An 18,998-nucleotide genomic window follows, 5' to 3' on the forward strand; every position below is an offset into this window, starting at 1 on the left:
ACGGGAACCAGCGAGGAGCCAGACTGCCGTGACCGCACCCGGAACCACCGCCGACGCCGGAGCCGACCTCCAGGTCGACGTCGTCGCACTCGGCGAGTCCATGGTCACCTTTCTGCCCACCCGGCCCGGCCGCCTCGCCGACGTGCCCTCCTTCGAGCGCGGCATCGGCGGCGCCGAGTCCAACGTCGCCTGCGGCCTCGCCCGCGCCGGGCACCGCGCCCGCTGGGTCAGCCGGGTCGGCACCGACGGCTTCGGCACCCACCTGGTCGAGGAGATCGCCTCGTACGGGGTGGACACGAGCGCCGTCCGCCACGACCCGCACCGCCCCACCGGCATCTACTTCCGGACGGCCGGCGAGCGCCCCACCCAACCCCCCACCACCGAGTCCGGCGGCGCCGAGCCGCCTACCCCCCTCGCCGAGGTCGTCTACTACCGCGCCGGTTCCGCCGCCTCCGCCATGTCCCCCGACACCGTCGACCTCGCCGCCGTCCTCTCCGGCCGGATCCTCCACCTCTCCGGCATCACCGCCGCCCTCTCCACCGGCTGCCTCGCTCTGCTCCGCGCCCTCACCGCGCCCCGGCCCGGCCGCCCCCTCGTCTCCTTCGACGTGAACTACCGCGTCAGCCTCTGGCGCGACCGGGCGGCGGCCGGCGAGATCCTGCTCGGGCTCGCCCGCGCGAGCGACCTCGTCTTCGTCGGCGAGGACGAGGCGCACGCCGCCTGGGGCATCACCGGCGGGCCCGCCGCGATCCGCGCCGCCCTGCCCGAGCCCCGCCTCCTCGTCGTCAAGCAGGGCGCCCACGGCGCCACCGCCTTCGCCGCCGACGGCACCGTCACCTCCGTACCCGCCCTGCGGGTCGACGTCGTCGTCCCGGTCGGCGCCGGGGACGCCTTCGCCGCCGGTTTCCTCTCCGCGACCCTGCGCGGCCTCCCCGTACGCGACCGGCTGCGCCACGGGCACCTCATGGCCGCCGCCGCGCTCACCGTCCCCGGCGACCTCGGAACCCCGCCCGGCCGCGCCCACGCCGACCGCCTGGCCGCACTCGACGACACCGCGTGGGGGACACTTCGACTCGGCCCCGGCTGGACAGAGGCAGCCCGGAGTGCCGACGAGGAGGTACGTACGCCATGAGCCAGACCGTCGACCGCGCGCTGTCCATCCTGCCGCTGCTCGCCGAGGGACCCGCCGACCTCGGCCAGGTCGCCGAACGCCTCGGCGTGCACAAGTCGACCGCGCTGCGGCTGCTGCGCACCCTCCACGAACACGGCCTCGTCTACCGCCAGTCCGACCAGCGCTACCGGCTCGGCGCCCGCCTCTTCGCGCTCGCCCAGGAAGCCGTCGAGAACCTCGACGTCCGCGAGATCGCCCACCCCCACCTCCTCGCCCTCAACGAGAAGTGCGGCCACACCGTCCACCTCGCCGTCTACGAGGAGAACGAGGTCCTCTACATCGACAAGGTCGAGAGCCGCTATCCGGTACGGATGTACTCGCGGATCGGCAAACCGGTGGCCCTCACCGTCGCCGCCGTCGCCAAACTGCTCCTCGCCGACCTCCCCGAGACCGAGCGCCGCGCCCTCGCGGACAAGCTCGACTACCCCCTGTACACAGCCCGTTCGACGCCGAACGCCGCCGCCTTCCTGAAGGAGCTGGCGACCGTGCGCGAACAGGGCTGGGCCACCGACCTCGGTGGCCACGAGGAGTCCATCAACTGCGTCGGCGCCCCCATCCGCGGCGCGGACGGCCGGGTCGTCGCCGCCATGTCGGTGTCCGCGCCGAACGTCGTCGTCACCGCCGAGGAACTCCTCACCCTGCTGCCGCTGGTACGCCGTACCGCCGACGCCATCAGCCGCGAGTACTCCGGCAGCGCGCCCGCCACACCCAGTGAACGTAAGGAACGTCCATGACCGAGCAGACCCGTACCGAGAAGATCGCCCTCACGCCCGCCACGCACACCGCGCCGCCCGCGAAGTTCTCGCACGGTGTCCGCAAGGGGAACATCCTCCAGGTCGCCGGGCAGGTCGGGTTCCTCCCCGCCGTCGACGGACAGCCGCCGACGCCCGCCGGGCCGACCCTGCGTGAGCAGACCCTCCAGACCTTCGCCAACGTCAAGGCGATCCTGGAGGAGGGCGGCGCGAGCTGGGACGACGTGATGATGACGCGCGTCTACCTCACGGACGTGGACCACTTCGCGGAGATGAACGAGATCTACAACGCGTACTTCGAGGAGCAGGGGCTGACCGCGCCCGCCTCCGCCCGTACGACCGTGTACGTCGGGCTGCCCAAGGGTCTCCTCATCGAGATCGACGCGCTCGCCGTCCTGGGCTGACCCGTCCTGGGCTGACGCCCCCCGCACGCCCCCGCACGCCCGCACGGCGCGGTGTCCCCTCCCCGGGGCGCCGTGCCGCGATCCGCCCTGCCCGAAAGCCCCATGGATTGCCGAGGCCCCCCTATGTCCCTCCTCGCCGCCTCCACCCCCGAGGCCCCACCCCACACCGGCGGTCTCCTCGCCCTCATACCCGGCACCGCCGGACTCCTGACCGTCGCCGCGCTCGGCATCCTGCTGCTGCTCTTCCTGATCATCAAGGCCAGGCTTCAGCCGTTCGTCGCGCTGCTCGCCGTCTCCATAGCCGTCGGCCTCGGGGCCGGCCTCTCCGTCACCGAACTCTTCGGCACCGTCCAGAAGTCGGACGCCGTCTCGCTCATCGAGAGCGGTATGGGCGGCATCCTCGGCCATGTCGCCATCATCATCGGCCTGGGCACCATGCTCGGCGCGATCCTCGAAGTGTCGGGCGGCGCCGAGGTGCTGGCGTCCCGGCTGCTCAACCTCTTCGGCGAGCGCCGCGCCCCGCTCGCCATGGGCCTCACCGGCCTCATCTTCGGTATCCCGGTCTTCTTCGACGTCGGCATCTTCGTCCTCGCGCCGATCGTGTACGCGGCGGCCAAGCGGTCCGGCAAGTCGATCCTGCTGTACTGCATGCCGCTGCTCGCCGGTCTGTCGATGACGCACGCGTTCCTGCCACCGCACCCCGGCCCGGTCGCCGCCGCCGCACTGCTGAACGTCGACCTCGGCTGGGTCATCCTCATGGGTGTCGTCTGCGGACTGCCCGCCGTCGTCGTGGCGTGGGGGTACTCCGCGTGGATCGGCAACCGGCTGTTCGTCGCCGTGCCGCAGGACATGGTCGAGGCCGCGGAAGAGGCCAAGCAGGCCGTCGCCGACGAGCAGCGCGCCGCGGGAGTCGCGCCGCGCGAGAAGCCCGTACCGCTCGGTGTGGTCCTCGCCATCATCGGTACGCCGCTGCTGCTGATCCTCCTCGCCACCTTCTCGTCGATCGCGCTCGACCCGTCCACGCTCCGCTCGGTCGTCGAGTTCTTCGGGCACCCCTTCGTCGCGCTGACGATCGCGCTGCTCCTCGCGTACTGGCTGCTGGGGCTGCGGCGCGGGTGGTCGCGGAAGTCCCTGGAGACGGTCTCCACGTCGTCCCTGAAGCCCGTCGGCAACATCCTGCTGGTCGTCGGCGCGGGCGGGATCTTCGGTGCCGTGCTGAAGGGCAGCGGGGTCGCGCAGGCGCTTTCGGACACCTTCAGCGATGTCGGTCTGCCCGTGATCGTGCTCGCGTATCTGATCTCGCTGGTGCTGCGGGTCGCCCAGGGGTCCGCGACCGTCGCGATCGTCACGACCGCCGGGATCGTGCTGCCGCTCCTGGAGAACGGCGGTCACTCGCAGGCGTTCGTCGCGCTCGTCATCATGGCCATCTCGGCGGGCTCGATCTTCGCGTCGCACGTCAACGACGGCGGGTTCTGGATGGTGGCGAAGTACTTCGGGATCAGCGAGCGGGACACGCTCAAGTCGTGGACGGTGCTTGAGTCGGTGCTTTCGGTGGCCGGGTTCGCGATGGCGGCGCTGCTGAGCTTGTTCGTCTGAGCCTGTTCGTCTGAGCCGCCGAGTGCCTGGTGCGATCCGCTTGGACGGGGCTTTACTTCGGCCTGGTACGGCCTTTACCGGACATCCGATCGTGTCCAATGTCCACCCCGGTCCTGCGCTCCACAGGATCGTCGGCCATACTGCGGTGCCGTGGAGCAGCCCATAGGCAAGACCCCCTCGCTCGTCGACGCCGCCGCGATCGATCCGGCGCACGTCCCGGGCCTCGTGACGCCCGCCGCCGGTACGGCACCCAAGGCCCCGGAGGAGCCGGAGCCTTCGGAGCCGGAGTCTTCGGAAACGGAGCCTTCGGAGCCGGAGGAACCGGCGGCGGAGACCGACGCACCGGAGCCGGAAGCCGATTCCGAACCCGAGTCCGATGCCGAACCCGAGTCCGAAGACGATACGGACGAAGGCCCCGCCTTCTCCGTCTCCGACCGTCGTGGGTCGATCACGGTGGACGGGGCCGGTGTCCGGTTCGAGCTGGACGACCAGACCGCCGAGTGGCGGTGGGAGGAGATCGGCGCGGTCGAGTACGACACGCCCCGGTTCGGGAAACGGCTCACCGTCGTCGTCCACACGCCGGACCGGCGCTGGTACCCCAACGAGGTCGAGGCACCGGCGCGGTCCGACCTCAAGGAGTGGACGGCACGGCTGGACGAGGCGCTGGACGCGTGGTTCGAGGACGAGTGACCGGGTGACCGGGCCGTCCCGGGCTTACGGGGCCTACGGGGTCGCGCAGTACTGCTGCTGCTTCCCGATGGACCGGTACATGCAGTCGGCGTTCTCCAGGAGTTGCAGCACGGCGTCACGGTTGCGGCTGGTCTCCCGCTCGATGACCTCGTCGGGCGGGTAGAACCCGCCGCCGCCGGCCGACGACGGATACATCTCGAAGGTGTAGCCGAAGATCTTCTGGTTGCCCCACAGCCAGTCGTCGATCGAACCGTCCGTGATGTAGAGGTCGCTGGACTGCTGGGGCGTGTAGCCGTTGCTGGCGGCCATCTTGCCGCCGACGGCGGCGAACGCGTCCCGGTCGTCCTGCGTGAGCCCGGCGGCCGTGTCGCTGTACGTGTAGCCGTAGGGCCACAGCACGAGTTCGCTGTAGGTGTGGAAGTCGATGCCGGCGGTGATCTGCTGCTTGCCGCCGATGACCCGGGAGCGTACGAAGTCGGCGACGACCTTCACCTCGGGCGCGGACTCGGCGGAGGGGCCGCGGTAGGTCTCGGAGCCGGTCGAGCCGGAAGAGCCGCCGCAGCAGCCGAACTTGAAGTTCCAGTTGCGGTTGAGGTCGGTGCCGACATTGGTGGAACCGGTGTTGGGCTGACGGTTCTTGCGCCAGCTCCGGTACGAGCCCGTGGCGATGTCGTACTCGCCGCCGTCCGGGTTGAGGTCCGGCACGATCCAGATCTCGCGCCCGTTCACGGCGTTGGTGATCCGCGAGTCGGAGCCGTAGCCCGCGCCGAGTTCGCGGAGCAGGTAGAGCGCCATCTCGACGGTGAGGTGCTCGCGGGCGTGCTGGTGGAAGGTGAACAGTACTTCGGGTTCGTTCTCGTCGGTGGCGACGTTGTCGCTGACCTTGATGGCGACGATGTCGCGGCCCTGGTACGACTTGCCGATGACGCGCTTGCTCATCAGCGAGGGGTACTGCTGGAGCCGCTGGTCGATCTCGGCGTTCATCTCGGCGTAGTTGTGGTAGCGCGAGTCGGCGGAGGGGAAGTCGAAGGGCGTGACGTCCGCGCCCCGACTCCGGTCGGGCACGGCGCCGAGCGGCTGCACGTCGTACCCGAGCGCCCGCAGCTTGTCGGCCTGAGCCGCGCGCCCCGACACGACGACACTCTCGTCATGGGCCTCGTCGACGGAGACTCCGGTACGGGAGATGGCGGTCCGCTCGGCGGCGCTGGAGGGCCCTTGAATCTCGTACTGCCGTATGTCCTGGTCGGATGGGGCCGCACCGACACTGCTGTTGCTGCTACTGGCACTGGTCGCGGTGGCGGTGAGAGGCGCCGCGAGCGCGGCGGCCAACACCACGGCAAGCGTCACCGACCGTCTGCCACGAAAGCGTGATCGCATGAGATCTCCTGGAGGGGGAGGTGGGGGGTCACCCGGCCGGCAGGGGTTCACCGACGGGGCACGATGCGATTCCTGTGCGTCCCCTGTGCGGACGAATCCACAGGGTGGCGCTCATGCTCGGGCCATGGCATGCGCCCGTCAAGACGTGAACTTCGGCCATGTGCGGCGCGGGTGCGAGGGAGGGCAACGCAACAGCGCCGCCGGGGGCCGGGGACGCAGTACCGGGCGCTGGGTCTCGTGGCGGACATTGCGCCCCCAGCTGACGTCAATCCCAGTGCCTTCGGCTGAAATGCCGGTACGGTACGGGCGAGTCTCCGTACGGCCCAGATGGGACCCCCTTGGTGAACAGCGCTGATGACGCCGCGTCCGGTGCCTTCCGGCTGGTCGTGGCGGGCGGTGGGACCGGGGGCCACACGTATCCCGCGCTCACCGCGATCCGCACGTTGCAGGCCCGCTCGGCTGCCTCCGGCGGCACGCTGGATGTGCTCTGGATCGGTACCGCCGAGGGCTTGGAGGCGCGCGTCGCCAGTGCGGAGGGCATTCCCTTCACGGCGGTCGCCACGGGGAAGATCCGGCGGTCGGCGAACCCTCTGAAGATGGTGTCCCCGGCCAATGTCCGCGACATGGCGCGCGTTCCGCTCGGGGTCGCCCAGGCGCGCAAGGCAGTTGCAGAGTTTCGGCCGGACGTCGTTCTCGCGACGGGTGGCTACGTGGCCGTGCCGACCGGGCTGGCCGCCCGCATGTGCAAGGTTCCGCTGGTCCTGCACGAGCAGACCGTGAGGCTCGGCCTCGCCAACCGCCGACTCGCCGGCTCCGCCGCACGGATCGCGGTGTCCTCCGAGTCGAGCCTGCCGCTCCTCCCTCAGAGCGTGCGTTCCGCGGTGGTGGTGACCGGCAATCCGGTGCGGCCGGAGGTCCTGGCCGGGCATCCGGACAAGGCCGTGACGGCGCTGGGCCTCACGTTCGACCGCCGTCTGCCCACGGTGTACATCACCGGCGGGGCGCAGGGCTCCCAGCAGATCAACGACCTGGTCGGCGGCGAGCTGCTGTGGCTCCTTGAGCGCGCCAACGTGGTGCATCAGTGCGGTATTGCCCACCGTGAGGCGCTGTCCGCGCGCGCGGCCGGGCTGCCCGCTGCCATGGCTGCCCGGTATCACCTCACGCCGTTCGTCGGGCCGGAGTTGCCCGATGTGCTGGCGCTGGCCGATCTGGTGATCTCGCGCAGCGGTGCGGGCACGCTGGCGGAGCTGACGGCCCTGGGCAAGCCTGCCGTCTTCATCCCGCTCGCCTCGGCGGCCGGTGACGAGCAGGCGCACAACGCCCGGCACCTGGCGGCCTCCGGTGCGGCGGTCGCGCTTCTCGGTGAGGTGACCGGCGGGGACCTTCGCGACGCGGTGGGCCCGCTCTTGGAGGACTCGGCGCGCCGGGAGGCGATGGCGAGGGCGGCGAGGGCGCACGGACGCCCGGATGCCGCCGACAGGCTCGTGGACTTGCTCCTGTCCGCGGCATCCGGTTGACCGGCCCCAGGACAGGCCCTAGGTGATGAGGCCGCCTCGGTGCAGGGCGGTACCGGCCTCGATCATCACGGCGCAGTCGAAGAACGCGTCGTCGTCCTGCTCCATCGGGTCGGGGACGTCGCGGTCGCCGAGGTAGAGGCGCAACTTGCTCTCGTACTGCGGACCGAAGACGGACCGCAGCATGGCGAGGACGGAGGCGTCCATGGCGAGGACGGTGTCCGCCCAGCCCATCGTCTCCAGCGTGATGTGCCGGCCGCGGTGGGCGGTGAGGTCGTAGCCCAGCCGCCGGGCCGCGTTGATCATCATCGGGTTGGCCGGCTGGTCCTGCCACTTGCTGACGAGACCGGCGGACCGGACCGTCAGGCGGGACCCGCCTTGGCGGGAGAGGGCGAGCTGGGCGAACGGGCTGCGGCAGTAGTTGCCGAGGCACACGGTGAGCACCTTGGTGGGCATCAGGCGCCCCCGGCGTGCTTGAGGGCGTTCCGGAGGGTGCTCACGACGTGGTGGACGTCCGCCTCGGTGAGGTGCTGGTGGAAGGGCAGGCTCAGGATCTCCGCGCCGGCCCGTTCGGTGACCGGCAGGGGGCGCCGCCAGGGTGCGAAGGCGGGTTGGAGGTGGTTCGGCGGGTAGTGCACGCCGACTCCGATGCCCGCTTCGCGCAGGTACGCGAAGACCTCGTCCCGGCGCCGCACGCGGATCTGGCACAGGTGCGGCACCGCGTGGTCGGGGTCGACGTCGACGAGCGTCACGCCGTCCAGTTCGGCGACGGCGCCCCCGTAGATGTGCCAGAGGTGGCGGCGGGTGGCCGCGGCGGTGTCGAAGGTGTCGAGCTGTGCCAGGCCGATGGCGGCGTTGATGGCGGAGAGCTGGTAGCGCAGGCCGAAGCCGGCCACCTGGTAGGTGGTGTTCTCGGCGCGCTCGCTCCGGGACTGCACGACGCCCAGGAGGCGGAGCCGGCGGAGGGTCGCGGCCTCCGCGGGCGTGCGGGGGATGACGGCGCCGCCCTGGCCGCAGGTCAGGTTCTTGATCGGCCCGAAGGAGAAGCACGTCAGGGCCGTCCCGTCGCTGCCCACGAGGCTGGTGCGGCTGCGGGAGCCGAAGGCGTGCGCGGCGTCCTCGATGACGACGATGTCCCGGTCGGCCAGGTCCTCGCGGATCGGGGCGAGGTCGACGGCCCGGCCGCCGAAGAGGACCGGGAGGACGGCGGCCGTGGAGTCGGTGAGCGCCTGCGTGACGAGTTGCGGGGTGATGCACAGGGTGGCGGGGTCGATGTCTATGAAGCGGGGGGTCGCTCCGACGGCCCGGACCGCCTGCACGGAGGCGCAGAAGGTCATGGACGGCATGATCACCTCGTCACCGGCGCCGATGCCGGCGGCGAGCAGGGCGCTGTGGAGGGCGGCTGTGCCGGAGCTGACGGCCACCGTGTCGGGCACGCCGAGGTGGGCGGCGATCCGCCGCTCGAACTCCTCGGTGACGTCGGTGTGCCCGTACTGGCCGTTCTCCAGCACGCGGGCGACGGTCGCCACCTCCGCTCCGTTCAGGAAGGGGCTGGCGTTGCGCCGGTAGTCGGGACGGATCCGCGTCATGCGGCAGCCTCCTCGGCGGTGACGATGCGCTCCAGGTCGGCGGCATTGCCGACGGCCAGCGTCTCGACGTAGGTGGTCAGGAACATCCCGCCCCGGTAGGCGAGGGCGTCGTGGTCGACCGGCAGGCCGACCAGTCCGCGCACCATCTGGCCGACGAGGTCGGCCCCGGCGGCCTCGGTCAGCGGGAAGCCGCCGCCCACCCGGACGTTCAGCTCGGTGATGGTGACGGCGCCGCTGTCCTGGATGAAGCCCTGCACGCAGCACAGCCCCTCGGCGCGGACCGCGCGCAGAGTGGCCAGGACGAGGTCGAGCACGACGGGGTCGTGGAAGGTGGTGGAGACCACGGCGAGCCCGGCCTTCACCAGGTCCCGGCGGCGCAGGATCGCCGACGCCCGTCCGGAGCGGTCCACGAGGCAGTCCGCGGTGAACTCGACGCCGCGTAACCGCATTTGCACCAGAGCTTCGGGCACCAGCTCGTCCAGCAGCAGGGCGTGTCGCCGGTTGTCGGTGAAGTGGACGTGCTGGGCGCCATGTCCGCGCCGCGGCTTGACCACCAGCTCCGTGCCGTCGGGGACTTGGTCGAGGGTGTCTCCCCACCAGGAGCGGGGGGTGGGCACGCCGTGCTCGGTGAGAGCCTGGTGGAAGGCTGCCTTGTCGACGCACGCGTGTACGGACGCGGGCTCAGGGAGCCACAGGTGCACCCCGGCCTCATCCAGGCGCTCGGCCATGCGCAGCAGCGGCGCAAGGTCGTTCTCGATGGCCGGCACGATTGCGTCGACCTTGAGGTCCCGGCACAGCTCGTCCAGACGCGCGCAGTAGCCGGGGTCGTCGGCCGGCGGTATGAGCTGAGGGCGGACGCAGGGGAGGAGGAAGCCGTGTGCGAGCGGGTTGGCGTCGGCGGCGACGACGTGGTGGCCCAGGCGGGTGAGGCTGCGGGCGAGCCCGAATCCGGGGTTGGCGCCGACGCCGGTGACGAGAATCCTGCGCGGTTCGATCTGGTCAGTGGCCACGGGGCATCTCCAGCGGGGCGAGCATCGGGCGGCCGGTCGGCAGGACGGTGCGCGGGCCGGCGGTCGCGAGCGGGGCCCAGCGGTCGGGGTTGCGGCGGTACCACTCGGCGGTCTCCGCGAGGGCGTCATCCAGGCGCCGCTGCGGCCGGTAGCCGAGCTGGTCACGGGCCTTGGTCCAGTCGATCGCATACCGTATGTCGTTCGCCGGACGGTCGGGGACATAGATGACCGCGTCCCAGGTGGCCCCGCAGAGGTCCAGCAGGTAGCCGGTCAGCTCCCTGCTCGTCAGGTCGGTGCCGCCGCCGAGGTTGTAGACCTCGCCCGGGGAGCCGTCGCGCATGACGGCTTCGATGCCACGGCAGTTGTCCGTCACATGCAGCCAGTTGCGTACGTGCTGCCCCCGGCCGTGCAGGGTGACCGGCTCACCGCGCAGCAGACGGGTGACGAACAGCGGGATGATCTTCTCCGGGTACTGGGCGGGCCCGAAGTTGTTCGATGAGCGGGTCACGGACACGGGAAGCCCGTAGGTGCGGTACGCGCTCAGGGCGATCAGGTCGCCGGCGGCCTTGGACGCGGCGTAGGGCACCGTGGGACGCAGCGGATGGTCCTCCGTCGCCACGCCCTCCGGCAGCGGTCCGTACACCTCGTCCGTGGAGACGTGCACGAACCGTTCGACCCCGTGCCGGGACGCCGCGGCCGTCAGGACCTGCGTGCCCAGCACGTTCGTCTCGACAAACAGCCCTCCTCCCGCGAGCGAGCGGTCCACGTGGGACTCGGCAGCGAAGTGCACGACATGGGTGTGTCCGGCCATGAGCGATTCGACGAGCGTGGCATCGACGACGCTGCCGTGGACGAACGCCAACCGCGAGTCCAGGAACGCCTCTCCTAGGTTTTCGACATGGCCGGCGTACGTGAGAGCGTCCAGCACAGTGACCCTGGCGACGTCGTCGGCCCGCAGCAGAGCCTTGACGTAGTGAGAGCCGATGAACCCGGCGCCCCCGGTCACGAGCACAGTGAGCATGGGCATGGTCCCTTCCCTGCGGCGCAGGACGGGCCGGAGCAGCCCCGGACCCGAACATCCGCGCGCGGGGCACGGACCGTTCCTGCACGCGTAGCGGCTTGGCACCCCAGAACTGGAGTGCGGTGACCGCATGGAACCGCTTCGCCACCGCCGGCACAGGCTCATAAAGGGGGCTCACAACGGCAAATCACCCAAACCACCGGGCTCGCGGCCGTACGCTCCCCCTACCCGACTGGTCCCGCGGGCGGTGTACCGGCGGGACCCGGTTACCAGGGAGGCGTCTGACATGAGGCTCGGTGACCGTCCGGCCAGGACCGCGAACGAAGCCCTGGCCCACGTGATCGAGGCGGCCGGGACGAGCCATCACGCACTGGCACGCCGTGTCAACGAACTGGCCGGGCAGGCAGGGCTCGCCGTCTCCTACACCCACACCAGTGTCACGAACTGGACCCGGCGCGGCATGAGCCCCCGCCCGCCAGTCCCCGCGTTCATCGCGCAGGCGCTCGCAGAACGCTTGGGACGGCCGGTCGACCCGGTGGAGATCGGCATGACCGCGATACGCGAGAGCCCCGACCGTCTCGGCCTGGACTTTCCCCGTGACGCACACGACGCCGTCCGTACCGCCACCAGATTCTGGAGCACCACCATGCACCGCCGTACCTTCGTCACCGGCGCCTTCGCCGTCAGCGCCTACAGCACACCAGTCACCCGGTGGCTCGCCGTCCCTGCCGACGCCGACGCCGCTCGCTCCGGCGGACACCGCGTCGGCCGCCACGACCTGGACGCACTGTGGGCCGCCGCCGCCGAAGCCAAACGCTGGGACTCGAAGTACGGCGGCGGCGCCCGGAAGGCATCCATGGTCTCCGCGTTCCTGGCCCAGCGAGCCGTCCCCCTCCTGCACGGCGACTACACGGACGCCGTGGGCAGAGAACTGTTCGCGGGCACCGCCGAACTGGCCCGGGTCACCGGATGGAGCGCACTCGACATGGGCCACCACGCCCTTGCCCAGCGGCACTTCGTCCAAGCCCTTCGCATGGCCCGCGCCGGGGGCAGCCTGGACACCGGCTGCCACGTCCTCGCCACCATGGCCCTCCAGACCACCCTGCGCGGCTACCCCGGCGAGGCCGTCGACATGGCCCAGGGCGCTTATGACCGCGCTCGCCACCGTGCGGCCCCGCGCGTCCTCGCCTTCGCCAAACTCATCGAGGCCCGAGCACATGCCCGCCTTGGCGACGCCCGCCCGGCCGCTGCCGCGCTCGGCGCCTCCGAACAACTCCTCGACCGCGCCGAGACCTCCCCCGGTGACGAACCCGAATGGATCAGCTACTACACGCCGGTGCGCATGGCCGCCGACGCCGTGGAGATCCACCGCGACCTCGGCCTGCCGGCCGCCGCCCTGCGCTGGAACGACCGGGCCGGCAGCATGTCCGCGCACGACTTCACCCGCTCTGTCGGCCTGCGCATGACCGTCCTGGCCACCACACACCTTCAAAAACGTGACCTTGACCAAGCCCTGGCACACGGGCAGCGCGCCTTCACCATCCTCAGACACGTACGGTCCACCCGCGCCGCCGACTACCTCCGCGACGTCGTACGAGCCATGGCACCCTGGCACCGCGACCCCCGGGTCATCGAACTCTCCCACCGCGCTCACACGATGGCCCTGGGCTCCTGAAGCCCCAGCGGGAACGACAGCGCCGCCGCTCCAGGGAGGTCCCCAAGTCACGGAGAGGTATCCATGCGACTACGGGGGGAGCGGCGGCGCTGTTGGTGGGGGTGTTGGGGGTGGTTACGGGAGGGCGTGGACGTGGGGGCCCACGCCGTTCGACCACGTGTTGCCCGCTGTGGCGTCCCAGTTGGTGGACCAGGTCATCGCGCCGCGGAGGTCCGGGTAGGTCCTCGACGGTTTGAAGGTGCCGCAGTTGGTGCCCTTGGTGAGGCAGTCGAGGGCGTTGTTCACGATCGTCGGGGAGATGTAGCCGCTGCCCGCCGCGCGGGTCGACGCGGGGGTGCCGAGGCCGACCTGGGACGGGGCGAGGCCGCCCTCCAACTGGATGCAGGCAAGCGCGGTGAGGAAGTCCACCGAGCCCTGGCCGTACACCTTGCCGTCGCAGCCGAGCATCGTGCCGCTGTTGTAGTACTGCATGTTGACGACGGTCAGGATGTCCTTGATGTTCAGCGCCGTCTTGAAGTACTCGTTCGACGTCGACTGCATGTCGATCGTCTGCGGGGCCATCGTGATGATGAGCGACGAGCCTGCCTTGGACGACAGCGAGCGCAGTGCCTGGGTCATGTACGTCGCGTTGAGGCCGTTCTCCAGATCGATGTCGACCCCGTCGAAGCCGTACGTCTGCATCAGGGAGTAGACGGAGTTCGCGAAGTTCGTCGCCGATGCCGCGTCGTTCACGCGGACCGTGCCCGTCTCGCCGCCCACCGAGATGATGACCTTCTTGCCCGCCGCCTTCTTCGCCGCCACGTCGGCCTTGAACTGGTCGACCGTGTACCCGCCGAGGCCCGCCGAGTCGAGGTTGAACGTCACCGCGCCCGGCGTCGCCGTCGCGTCCGCGAAGGCCACCGCGATGATGTCGTACTGGGACTGCACCTGCGACAGGCGCTGGACCGTCGCGCCGTTGTTGAAGTTCTGCCAGTAGCCCGTCACGGCGTGCTTCGGGAGGTTCCCGCCGCCCCCGCCGCCCGTCGCCGTCCGCCCGCTCACGGCCGCCGACTTCGGCGACTCACCGGCCGCGTTCGTGGCGGTGACCTGGAAGGAGTACGACGTGTCCGCCGCCAGCCCCGTCACCGTCGCCGACGTACCCGACACGGCCAGGACCTTCGTACCGTCCCGGTAGACGTTGTAGCCCGTCGCGCCCGTCACCGTGTTCCAGGAGAGGGAGATCGAGGAGGAAGTGGTGGTTCCCACCGCCGGGGTCGCGGGGGCCGACGGGATCGTCGGGGTCGGGTCGCCGCCACCGCCGCCGTCCGGGCCGAACACCGAGATGTCGTCGGCGTAGTACGCGGCCGTGCCGTACCAGCCGTGCGTGTACAGCGTCACGGACGTCGTGGACGCGCCCGTCGTGAAGGTCGTCGACAGTTGCTTCCAGGACGCCGAGTCCGGTGTCCAGGTCGACACGTCCGTGGTGCCCGTGCCGCTCGCGCCGAGGTAGGCGTAACCGCCCTGCACCCAGGCGCTCACCGTGTACGTCGAACTGGGCTTCACGGCGACCGTCTGCGAGCAGCGGGCGTTGTCCTGCCCGGCGGGCGTCGCCTTCAGCGCGGCCGAACCGCCGTGCACCGGCGAGGACACGGTCGTGCCGCTGTTCGCGGAACACGTCCAGTTGGCGAGACCCGACTCGAAGCCGGCGTTCTTGGCGTTGTTGATGTCCGCTGCGGCGGCGTCCGTGGCGAGTCCGGTGAGCGTGAGCGCGGACGCGGCGAGGACGGCGGCCAGCGCGCCGGCCCAGGTTCTTCTGACTCTGCCGGACAGGGTGGATCGGCGGTCCATTACGGCCTCCGTGGGGGTGGTGAACGGGGCTCTCCCGCGTGGGGCACGGGAACGCCCCGGGGGGCATCGGCAAGTGCGGCAACGTGCGGAACGGTGGCCACCGTTGGCGTACAAGCTGGTCCAGACCAATTCGGTTGTCAAGACCTCTGGCGTCAACCGAGGTCTTCATTTCGGGTGTCCAGTGGGTGAGTTGCGGCCTGAGTCGCGGCCTGAGTCGCGGACCGCCCCGACAGGCCCCCATTCACGCTGTGTTGATCAGCTTCCTACCGGCGGTGAGGTCATCTGATGAGATCGGGTGTTGAGCGGGCCACGCCGTGGATATGGTGCATATGCAGGAGGACGTCACGGAGGACGTCACAGGGGCGATGCGCGGTGGTCGTCGACCACGCCGTCAGAGGGACCAGAAGGATTCGGGGGTGTGCCGCGTGCCGACCGCCATAGCCGTCACGAGCCCGGACCTCGTGCTGCCCTCACCGGACCGGCACACCCCGTCCGCGGCCGTCCTCCAGTCCGCCGTACGGGCCGACCGCACCGCCGATCGCAAGGGCGCCGCCGCCAAACAGGGCAAGGCGCCCCCGGGTTACACCCTCGACCAGTCACTCGCCGAGATGCACACCCTCATCGAGCACCACGGCTACGTGATCGTCCTGTGCCCCGCGTCCGCGCCCGACACCGTCCTGCACCGCCTGCACACCGTCCGCTCCGTCCTGGAGAGCGACCGCATCGCCCTGCTGAGGCCCGATCTGCCGCCGCTCGGCCTCGCCGTCCTCGCCCTCCAGCTCCGCCAGCTCTCCATCTGCGACTTCAGCCCCGGCGTCCTCGCCTCCGCCGCCCGGCTGCTCGCCCACTACATCTACGCGGGCGCCCTCCTCGGCTCCGTCGCCAGACTCGACCGGGTCCCCGTCGGCCTCAAGGCGCACGCCAAGTCCTGGGTGCCCGGCAGCCAGTTCGCCGTCCTCGCGACCCCGCAGCCCGAACTCGTCCGGGTCTCCGGATCGGGCGCCGGGACGCGCGGCGCGGGCGGCGCCCCCGCCGAACCGGCCCTGTCCGGACCCGCCTTCGGCACCCGCCTGTTCACCGCGCCAGGCCAGCTCACCACGGACTGGGTCACCTCGGCGCTCGCCCCCGCCTGGCGCGTCCAGGGCGTCACCGAGACCCGGCTGCCCGCCGAGTCCGCACGCTGGTGGGCCACCGGCCGCCTCGTCGAATTCGCCGCCGCCATCCCCGACATCTCCGTCCTCTACCAGCTCGTGTCGTCCGTCCGGCGCGAACGGTGTCACTGGTGCGGCCTGGAACTCATCGGCGACCGCTGCGGGTTCTGCTCCGCACCACTCGCGCCCCTGCCCGAACGGATCCCGGCGGTCGCCGTCCGCCGCGCCGGTCCCGGTCCCGGTCCCGGTTCGGGTTCCGGTCTCGCGGGGGGCGTACGCGGCATGTCACCCGCCGTACGGGCCCCCGTACAAGCCCCCGACGCGCGCCCACCAGGGGCGCCCCGCGCCCTGCCTCCCGGAACCACCTGACTCCGGCCGCGACAGGACACCCCTCCCGTGAGCCTGCCCACCACCCGTCACCACTCGCCCCGATCGAGGTAGTCCGGCCATGAACTCACGCCAGCGCCGTGGCGTCATCCTGCTGGTTCTCTCGGTGCTGTGCGCCCTCGGCGCCTTCGCCGGAGTCCTCGCGGTGATCCGCGACGTGAACTCCAAGGTCGGCCCGGAGGTCACGGCGTACCGCCTCAAGAGCGACATCGCGCCCTACAAGGAGCTGAGCGCGGGCCAGTTCGAGAAGATCGAGATGCCCGAACGGTGGCTCTCCTCGAACGCCGTCACCAGCCTCGCCCAGATCCGAGGCAAGATCGCCGTCACCCAGCTCCGCAAAGGCTCCCTGCTCCAGACCGACATGATCGTGGCCCGCCCCCAACTCGCCCCGGGTCAGCAGGAGATCGCCATCATGATCGACGCGGCCACCGGAGTAGCCGGAAAGATCACCCCCGGCTCCACGGTCAACATCTACGCCACCTTCAAGGCCCCCAACGACAAGACCAAGGACCAGTCGAAGGTCATCGTCGCGAACGCCAAGGTCATCGACGTCGGCAAGCTCACCCCGTTCGACCCGGGCCAGGACAGCCGCAGCCGCCAGACCACCGAGGCCGTGCCGATCACCTTCGCGCTCGACACCGGCGACGCCCAGCGCGTCGCCTTCGCCGAGTCCTTCGCCACCCACGTCCGGCTCGCCCTCGTCGCCCCCGGCGGCGACGCGACCGTACCGCCCGGCGACCGCACGTACACCCTCGACGAGGACAGGTAGGAGGCCCGGCATGGGTCGTCGCCGTTACGGGCCCGCGCGGACGCGAGTCGGGCCCGGGGGTACGGGAGCGCGCCCGATGGGTACGCGGACGGGTGTGCGAAGTGGCGTGATGGACGCGGATGGCGGGGCGTCCCGGGCGGCCGGAGGTTCGGTATGAGTGTGCGCGTACTGCCCGCCGTGCCGGACCTGGAGTCCGCGCGCGCCCTGTCGACCCTGCTGAGCCAGCTCCCCGACGCCGAACCCGCCCTGCCCGTCGCCGACTCCACGGCCCTCCTCGACACCCTCGGCCGGCTCGCCGCCGAATCCCTCGACGAGGTGCCCGAGGTCGTCCTCGTCCACGAGCGCATCGGGCCCGTGCCCGCGCTCGACCTCATCCGCGAACTCGTCCTCCGCTTCCCCGCGGTCGGCGTCGTCCTCATCACCGCCGACACCAGCACCGGCGTCCTCACCGCCGCCATGGACTCCGGCGCCCGCGGCATCGTCGGCCTCCCTCTCGGGTACGACGCGCTGGTCGAACGGGTGCACGCGGCGGCGGCCTGGTCCGGCGGGATGCGGCGCCACCTCGGCAGCGGCGGCGAGGGCCTGTACGCGGGACCCGGCGGGACCCTTGTCACGGTCACCGGAGCCAAGGGCGGCGTCGGCACCACCCTCACCTCCGTCCAACTCGCCCTCGCCGCACGGGCGTCGGGCCACAGCGTCGCCGTACTCGACCTGGACCTCCAGTCCGGCGACATCGCGTCGTACCTCGACGTCCAGTTCCGCCGCTCCGTCGCCGACCTCGCCTCGATCAGCGACATCACACCCCGCGTACTCCAGGAGGCCGTGTACACGCACGAGACCGGGCTCGGCCTGCTCCTCGCGCCCGCCGAGGGAGAGCGCGGCGAAGAGGTCACCGACCGGGTCGCCCGGCAGGTGCTCGCCGCGCTGCGCAGCCGGTACGAGATCGTCGTCGTGGACTGCGGCTCCCAGATGAGCGCCGCCAACGCCGTCGCCGTCGAACTCGCCGACCAGGCGCTCCTCGTGGTCACCCCGGACGTGATCGCGGTCCGCGCGGCCAAGCGGATGGTACGGCTGTGGGACCGGCTCCAGATCCGCAAGGCGGAGGAGACGGTGACCGTGCTCAACCGCCACGCACGCGGTACGGAGATCCAGGCGGCGCTGATCGAACGGGTCACCGGGACCCGGGTCGCCCGTACCGCCGTGCCGTCCCACTTCAAGGAACTCCAGTCCGCCGTGGACGCGGGGCGGATGCAGGACCTGGACAGCCGGTCCACGGTGAAACAGGCGCTGTGGGGGCTGGCGGGGGAGCTGGGCCTCGTGGCGACATCCGATGAGCCGCCGGCCGGGGGACGCCGCAAACGCGCCGCCCTCGACCGTGGAGCGGTCACGCTGGAGTTCGCGGGCATGTTCCCGCTGCTGCTCGTCGTGATGGCGATCCTGTGGCAGTGCGCGCTATGGGGTTACACGTTCTCGCTGGCCGGGAACGCGGCGGACGAGGGCGCCCGCGCGGCCGTCGCCGCCGCCGCGGCGGGAAACGGGGGCCAGGCCGCCTGCGAAACCGCCGCCCGCTCCCACCTCCCGTCCGCCTGGCAGGACGCCACGGTCACCTGCACCCCCCAGGGCCTGGTCTGGCGCGCCCAGGTCCACGCGGACGTCCCCGTCTTCTTCCCCGGCGTGAAAACGGGCTGGAAGGTCGAGGCGAGCGCGGGGGCGGCGACAGAGGGGGGCACTCCGTGAGGGGCGGGAGAGCACCGGCGACCACTTCCCTGAGAGTGCCGGAGGCGGGTCGGGGGGCGGACTTCCGGCAGGGGGCGGGACGTGCCGCGCCCGCCGTGAAGGTGCCCGGCACCTTCGATCCGCCGCAGTGGGGCGCAGCCACGGTCGAGCGATGGGGCGGTGGGGTGCTGGCGGTGATGGTGCCTGGAGTCCTCCTTCCGTCGCCGGGGCGCGCAGTGACTGTTGAGCGGTCCGGTGGTGCGGCGTTCGGTGTGAAGGTGCCGGGCACCTTCGATCCGCCGCAGTGGGGCGCAGCCACGGTTGAGCGATGGGGCGGTGGGGTGCTGGC

At 71.3% G+C, this 18,998-nt stretch carries 17 protein-coding genes; 11 read left to right on the plus strand and 6 right to left on the minus strand.

Annotated features, from left to right (window positions below):
- The first annotated feature begins 28 nt into the window (after positions 1 to 28).
- The 5 genes from ACIQNU_RS12360 to ACIQNU_RS12380 all read left to right on the plus strand — a co-directional run bounded on the left by ACIQNU_RS12360 (position 29) and on the right by ACIQNU_RS12380 (position 4,613).
- The gene (locus ACIQNU_RS12360; protein WP_401364836.1) at positions 29 to 1,132 is read left to right on the plus strand and encodes a sugar kinase; all 1,104 of its coding nucleotides are present in this window, start codon (positions 29 to 31) and stop codon (positions 1,130 to 1,132) included.
- Positions 1,129 to 1,905 (plus strand): IclR family transcriptional regulator, encoded by a 777-nt coding sequence (locus ACIQNU_RS12365; RefSeq protein WP_401364839.1) that lies wholly within the window; start codon positions 1,129 to 1,131, stop codon positions 1,903 to 1,905. Before ACIQNU_RS12360 ends, ACIQNU_RS12365 begins: the two co-directional genes overlap by 4 nt.
- Positions 1,902 to 2,327, plus strand: coding sequence for a RidA family protein (locus tag ACIQNU_RS12370; RefSeq protein WP_401364842.1), 426 nt, complete (start codon positions 1,902 to 1,904; stop codon positions 2,325 to 2,327). Before ACIQNU_RS12365 ends, ACIQNU_RS12370 begins: the two co-directional genes overlap by 4 nt.
- Positions 2,328 to 2,450: 123 nt before the next feature.
- Entirely contained in the window at positions 2,451 to 3,923 is a 1,473-nt protein-coding gene (locus ACIQNU_RS12375; RefSeq protein ID WP_401364845.1) for a GntP family permease, read from the plus strand.
- A 150-nt stretch (positions 3,924 to 4,073) separates the two neighbouring features.
- Positions 4,074 to 4,613 carry a hypothetical protein gene (locus ACIQNU_RS12380; protein ID WP_401364848.1) on the plus strand — a complete coding sequence of 180 codons (540 nt, stop codon included), beginning with the start codon at positions 4,074 to 4,076 and terminating at the stop codon, positions 4,611 to 4,613.
- 33 nt (positions 4,614 to 4,646) lie between these two features.
- Here the strand turns inward: ACIQNU_RS12380 and ACIQNU_RS12385 are convergent, their stop codons facing one another.
- Positions 4,647 to 5,990, minus strand: a complete 1,344-nt coding sequence (locus tag ACIQNU_RS12385; RefSeq protein WP_401364851.1) for a M14 family metallopeptidase — start codon at positions 5,988 to 5,990, stop codon at positions 4,647 to 4,649.
- Between the two features lie 338 nt (positions 5,991 to 6,328).
- Here ACIQNU_RS12385 and ACIQNU_RS12390 point away from each other — a divergent pair, with 338 nt between their 5' ends.
- Positions 6,329 to 7,507 carry a UDP-N-acetylglucosamine--N-acetylmuramyl-(pentapeptide) pyrophosphoryl-undecaprenol N-acetylglucosamine transferase gene (locus ACIQNU_RS12390; RefSeq protein ID WP_401364853.1) on the plus strand — a complete coding sequence of 393 codons (1,179 nt, stop codon included), beginning with the start codon at positions 6,329 to 6,331 and terminating at the stop codon, positions 7,505 to 7,507.
- A gap of 18 nt (positions 7,508 to 7,525) precedes the next feature.
- Here ACIQNU_RS12390 and ACIQNU_RS12395 read toward each other — a convergent pair whose 3' ends face one another.
- Genes ACIQNU_RS12395 through ACIQNU_RS12410 form a run of 4 tightly spaced genes read right to left on the minus strand, consistent with a single transcriptional unit; the run spans position 7,526 to position 11,124 of the window.
- Positions 7,526 to 7,960: a low molecular weight phosphotyrosine protein phosphatase gene (locus ACIQNU_RS12395; protein WP_401364856.1), complete on the minus strand. Its 435-nt coding sequence runs from the start codon at positions 7,958 to 7,960 to the stop codon at positions 7,526 to 7,528.
- Positions 7,960 to 9,093 (minus strand): DegT/DnrJ/EryC1/StrS family aminotransferase, encoded by a 1,134-nt coding sequence (locus ACIQNU_RS12400; RefSeq protein WP_401364859.1) that lies wholly within the window; start codon positions 9,091 to 9,093, stop codon positions 7,960 to 7,962. The genes ACIQNU_RS12395 and ACIQNU_RS12400 overlap by 1 nt, the downstream gene beginning before the upstream one ends.
- Positions 9,090 to 10,103 carry an ATP-grasp domain-containing protein gene (locus ACIQNU_RS12405; RefSeq protein WP_401364862.1) on the minus strand — a complete coding sequence of 338 codons (1,014 nt, stop codon included), beginning with the start codon at positions 10,101 to 10,103 and terminating at the stop codon, positions 9,090 to 9,092. Before ACIQNU_RS12405 ends, ACIQNU_RS12400 begins: the two co-directional genes overlap by 4 nt.
- On the minus strand, positions 10,093 to 11,124 hold the full coding sequence (locus ACIQNU_RS12410) for a dTDP-glucose 4,6-dehydratase (RefSeq protein ID WP_401365611.1): 1,032 nt from the start codon (positions 11,122 to 11,124) through the stop codon (positions 10,093 to 10,095). The genes ACIQNU_RS12405 and ACIQNU_RS12410 overlap by 11 nt, the downstream gene beginning before the upstream one ends.
- A gap of 286 nt (positions 11,125 to 11,410) precedes the next feature.
- Here ACIQNU_RS12410 and ACIQNU_RS12415 point away from each other — a divergent pair, with 286 nt between their 5' ends.
- The gene (locus ACIQNU_RS12415; RefSeq protein WP_401364865.1) at positions 11,411 to 12,799 is read left to right on the plus strand and encodes a sporulation protein; all 1,389 of its coding nucleotides are present in this window, start codon (positions 11,411 to 11,413) and stop codon (positions 12,797 to 12,799) included.
- 114 nt (positions 12,800 to 12,913) lie between these two features.
- On the opposite strand, the gene ACIQNU_RS12420 is transcribed toward ACIQNU_RS12415, so the two are convergent.
- Complete coding sequence (locus ACIQNU_RS12420) at positions 12,914 to 14,626, minus strand: chitinase (RefSeq protein WP_401364867.1); 1,713 nt, start codon at positions 14,624 to 14,626, stop codon at positions 12,914 to 12,916.
- Between the two features lie 425 nt (positions 14,627 to 15,051).
- Between ACIQNU_RS12420 and ACIQNU_RS12425 the strand changes: the two genes are divergently transcribed.
- The 4 genes from ACIQNU_RS12425 to ACIQNU_RS12440 all read left to right on the plus strand — a co-directional run.
- The gene (locus tag ACIQNU_RS12425) at positions 15,052 to 16,146 is read left to right on the plus strand and encodes a hypothetical protein (RefSeq protein ID WP_401364870.1); all 1,095 of its coding nucleotides are present in this window, start codon (positions 15,052 to 15,054) and stop codon (positions 16,144 to 16,146) included.
- A 79-nt stretch (positions 16,147 to 16,225) separates the two neighbouring features.
- Complete coding sequence (cpaB, locus tag ACIQNU_RS12430; protein ID WP_401364872.1) at positions 16,226 to 16,933, plus strand: Flp pilus assembly protein CpaB; 708 nt, start codon at positions 16,226 to 16,228, stop codon at positions 16,931 to 16,933.
- 153 nt (positions 16,934 to 17,086) lie between these two features.
- Positions 17,087 to 18,670, plus strand: coding sequence for a CpaE family protein (locus ACIQNU_RS12435; protein WP_401364874.1), 1,584 nt, complete (start codon positions 17,087 to 17,089; stop codon positions 18,668 to 18,670).
- Positions 18,671 to 18,765: 95 nt separating this feature from the next.
- The coding region (locus ACIQNU_RS12440) for a hypothetical protein (RefSeq protein WP_401364876.1) at positions 18,766 to 18,998 on the plus strand (233 nt) is incomplete at its 3' end.

Origin of the sequence: Streptomyces sp. NPDC091292 (assembly GCF_044757265.1) — a bacterium.
Classification (GTDB): Bacteria; Actinomycetota; Actinomycetes; order Streptomycetales; family Streptomycetaceae; genus Streptomyces.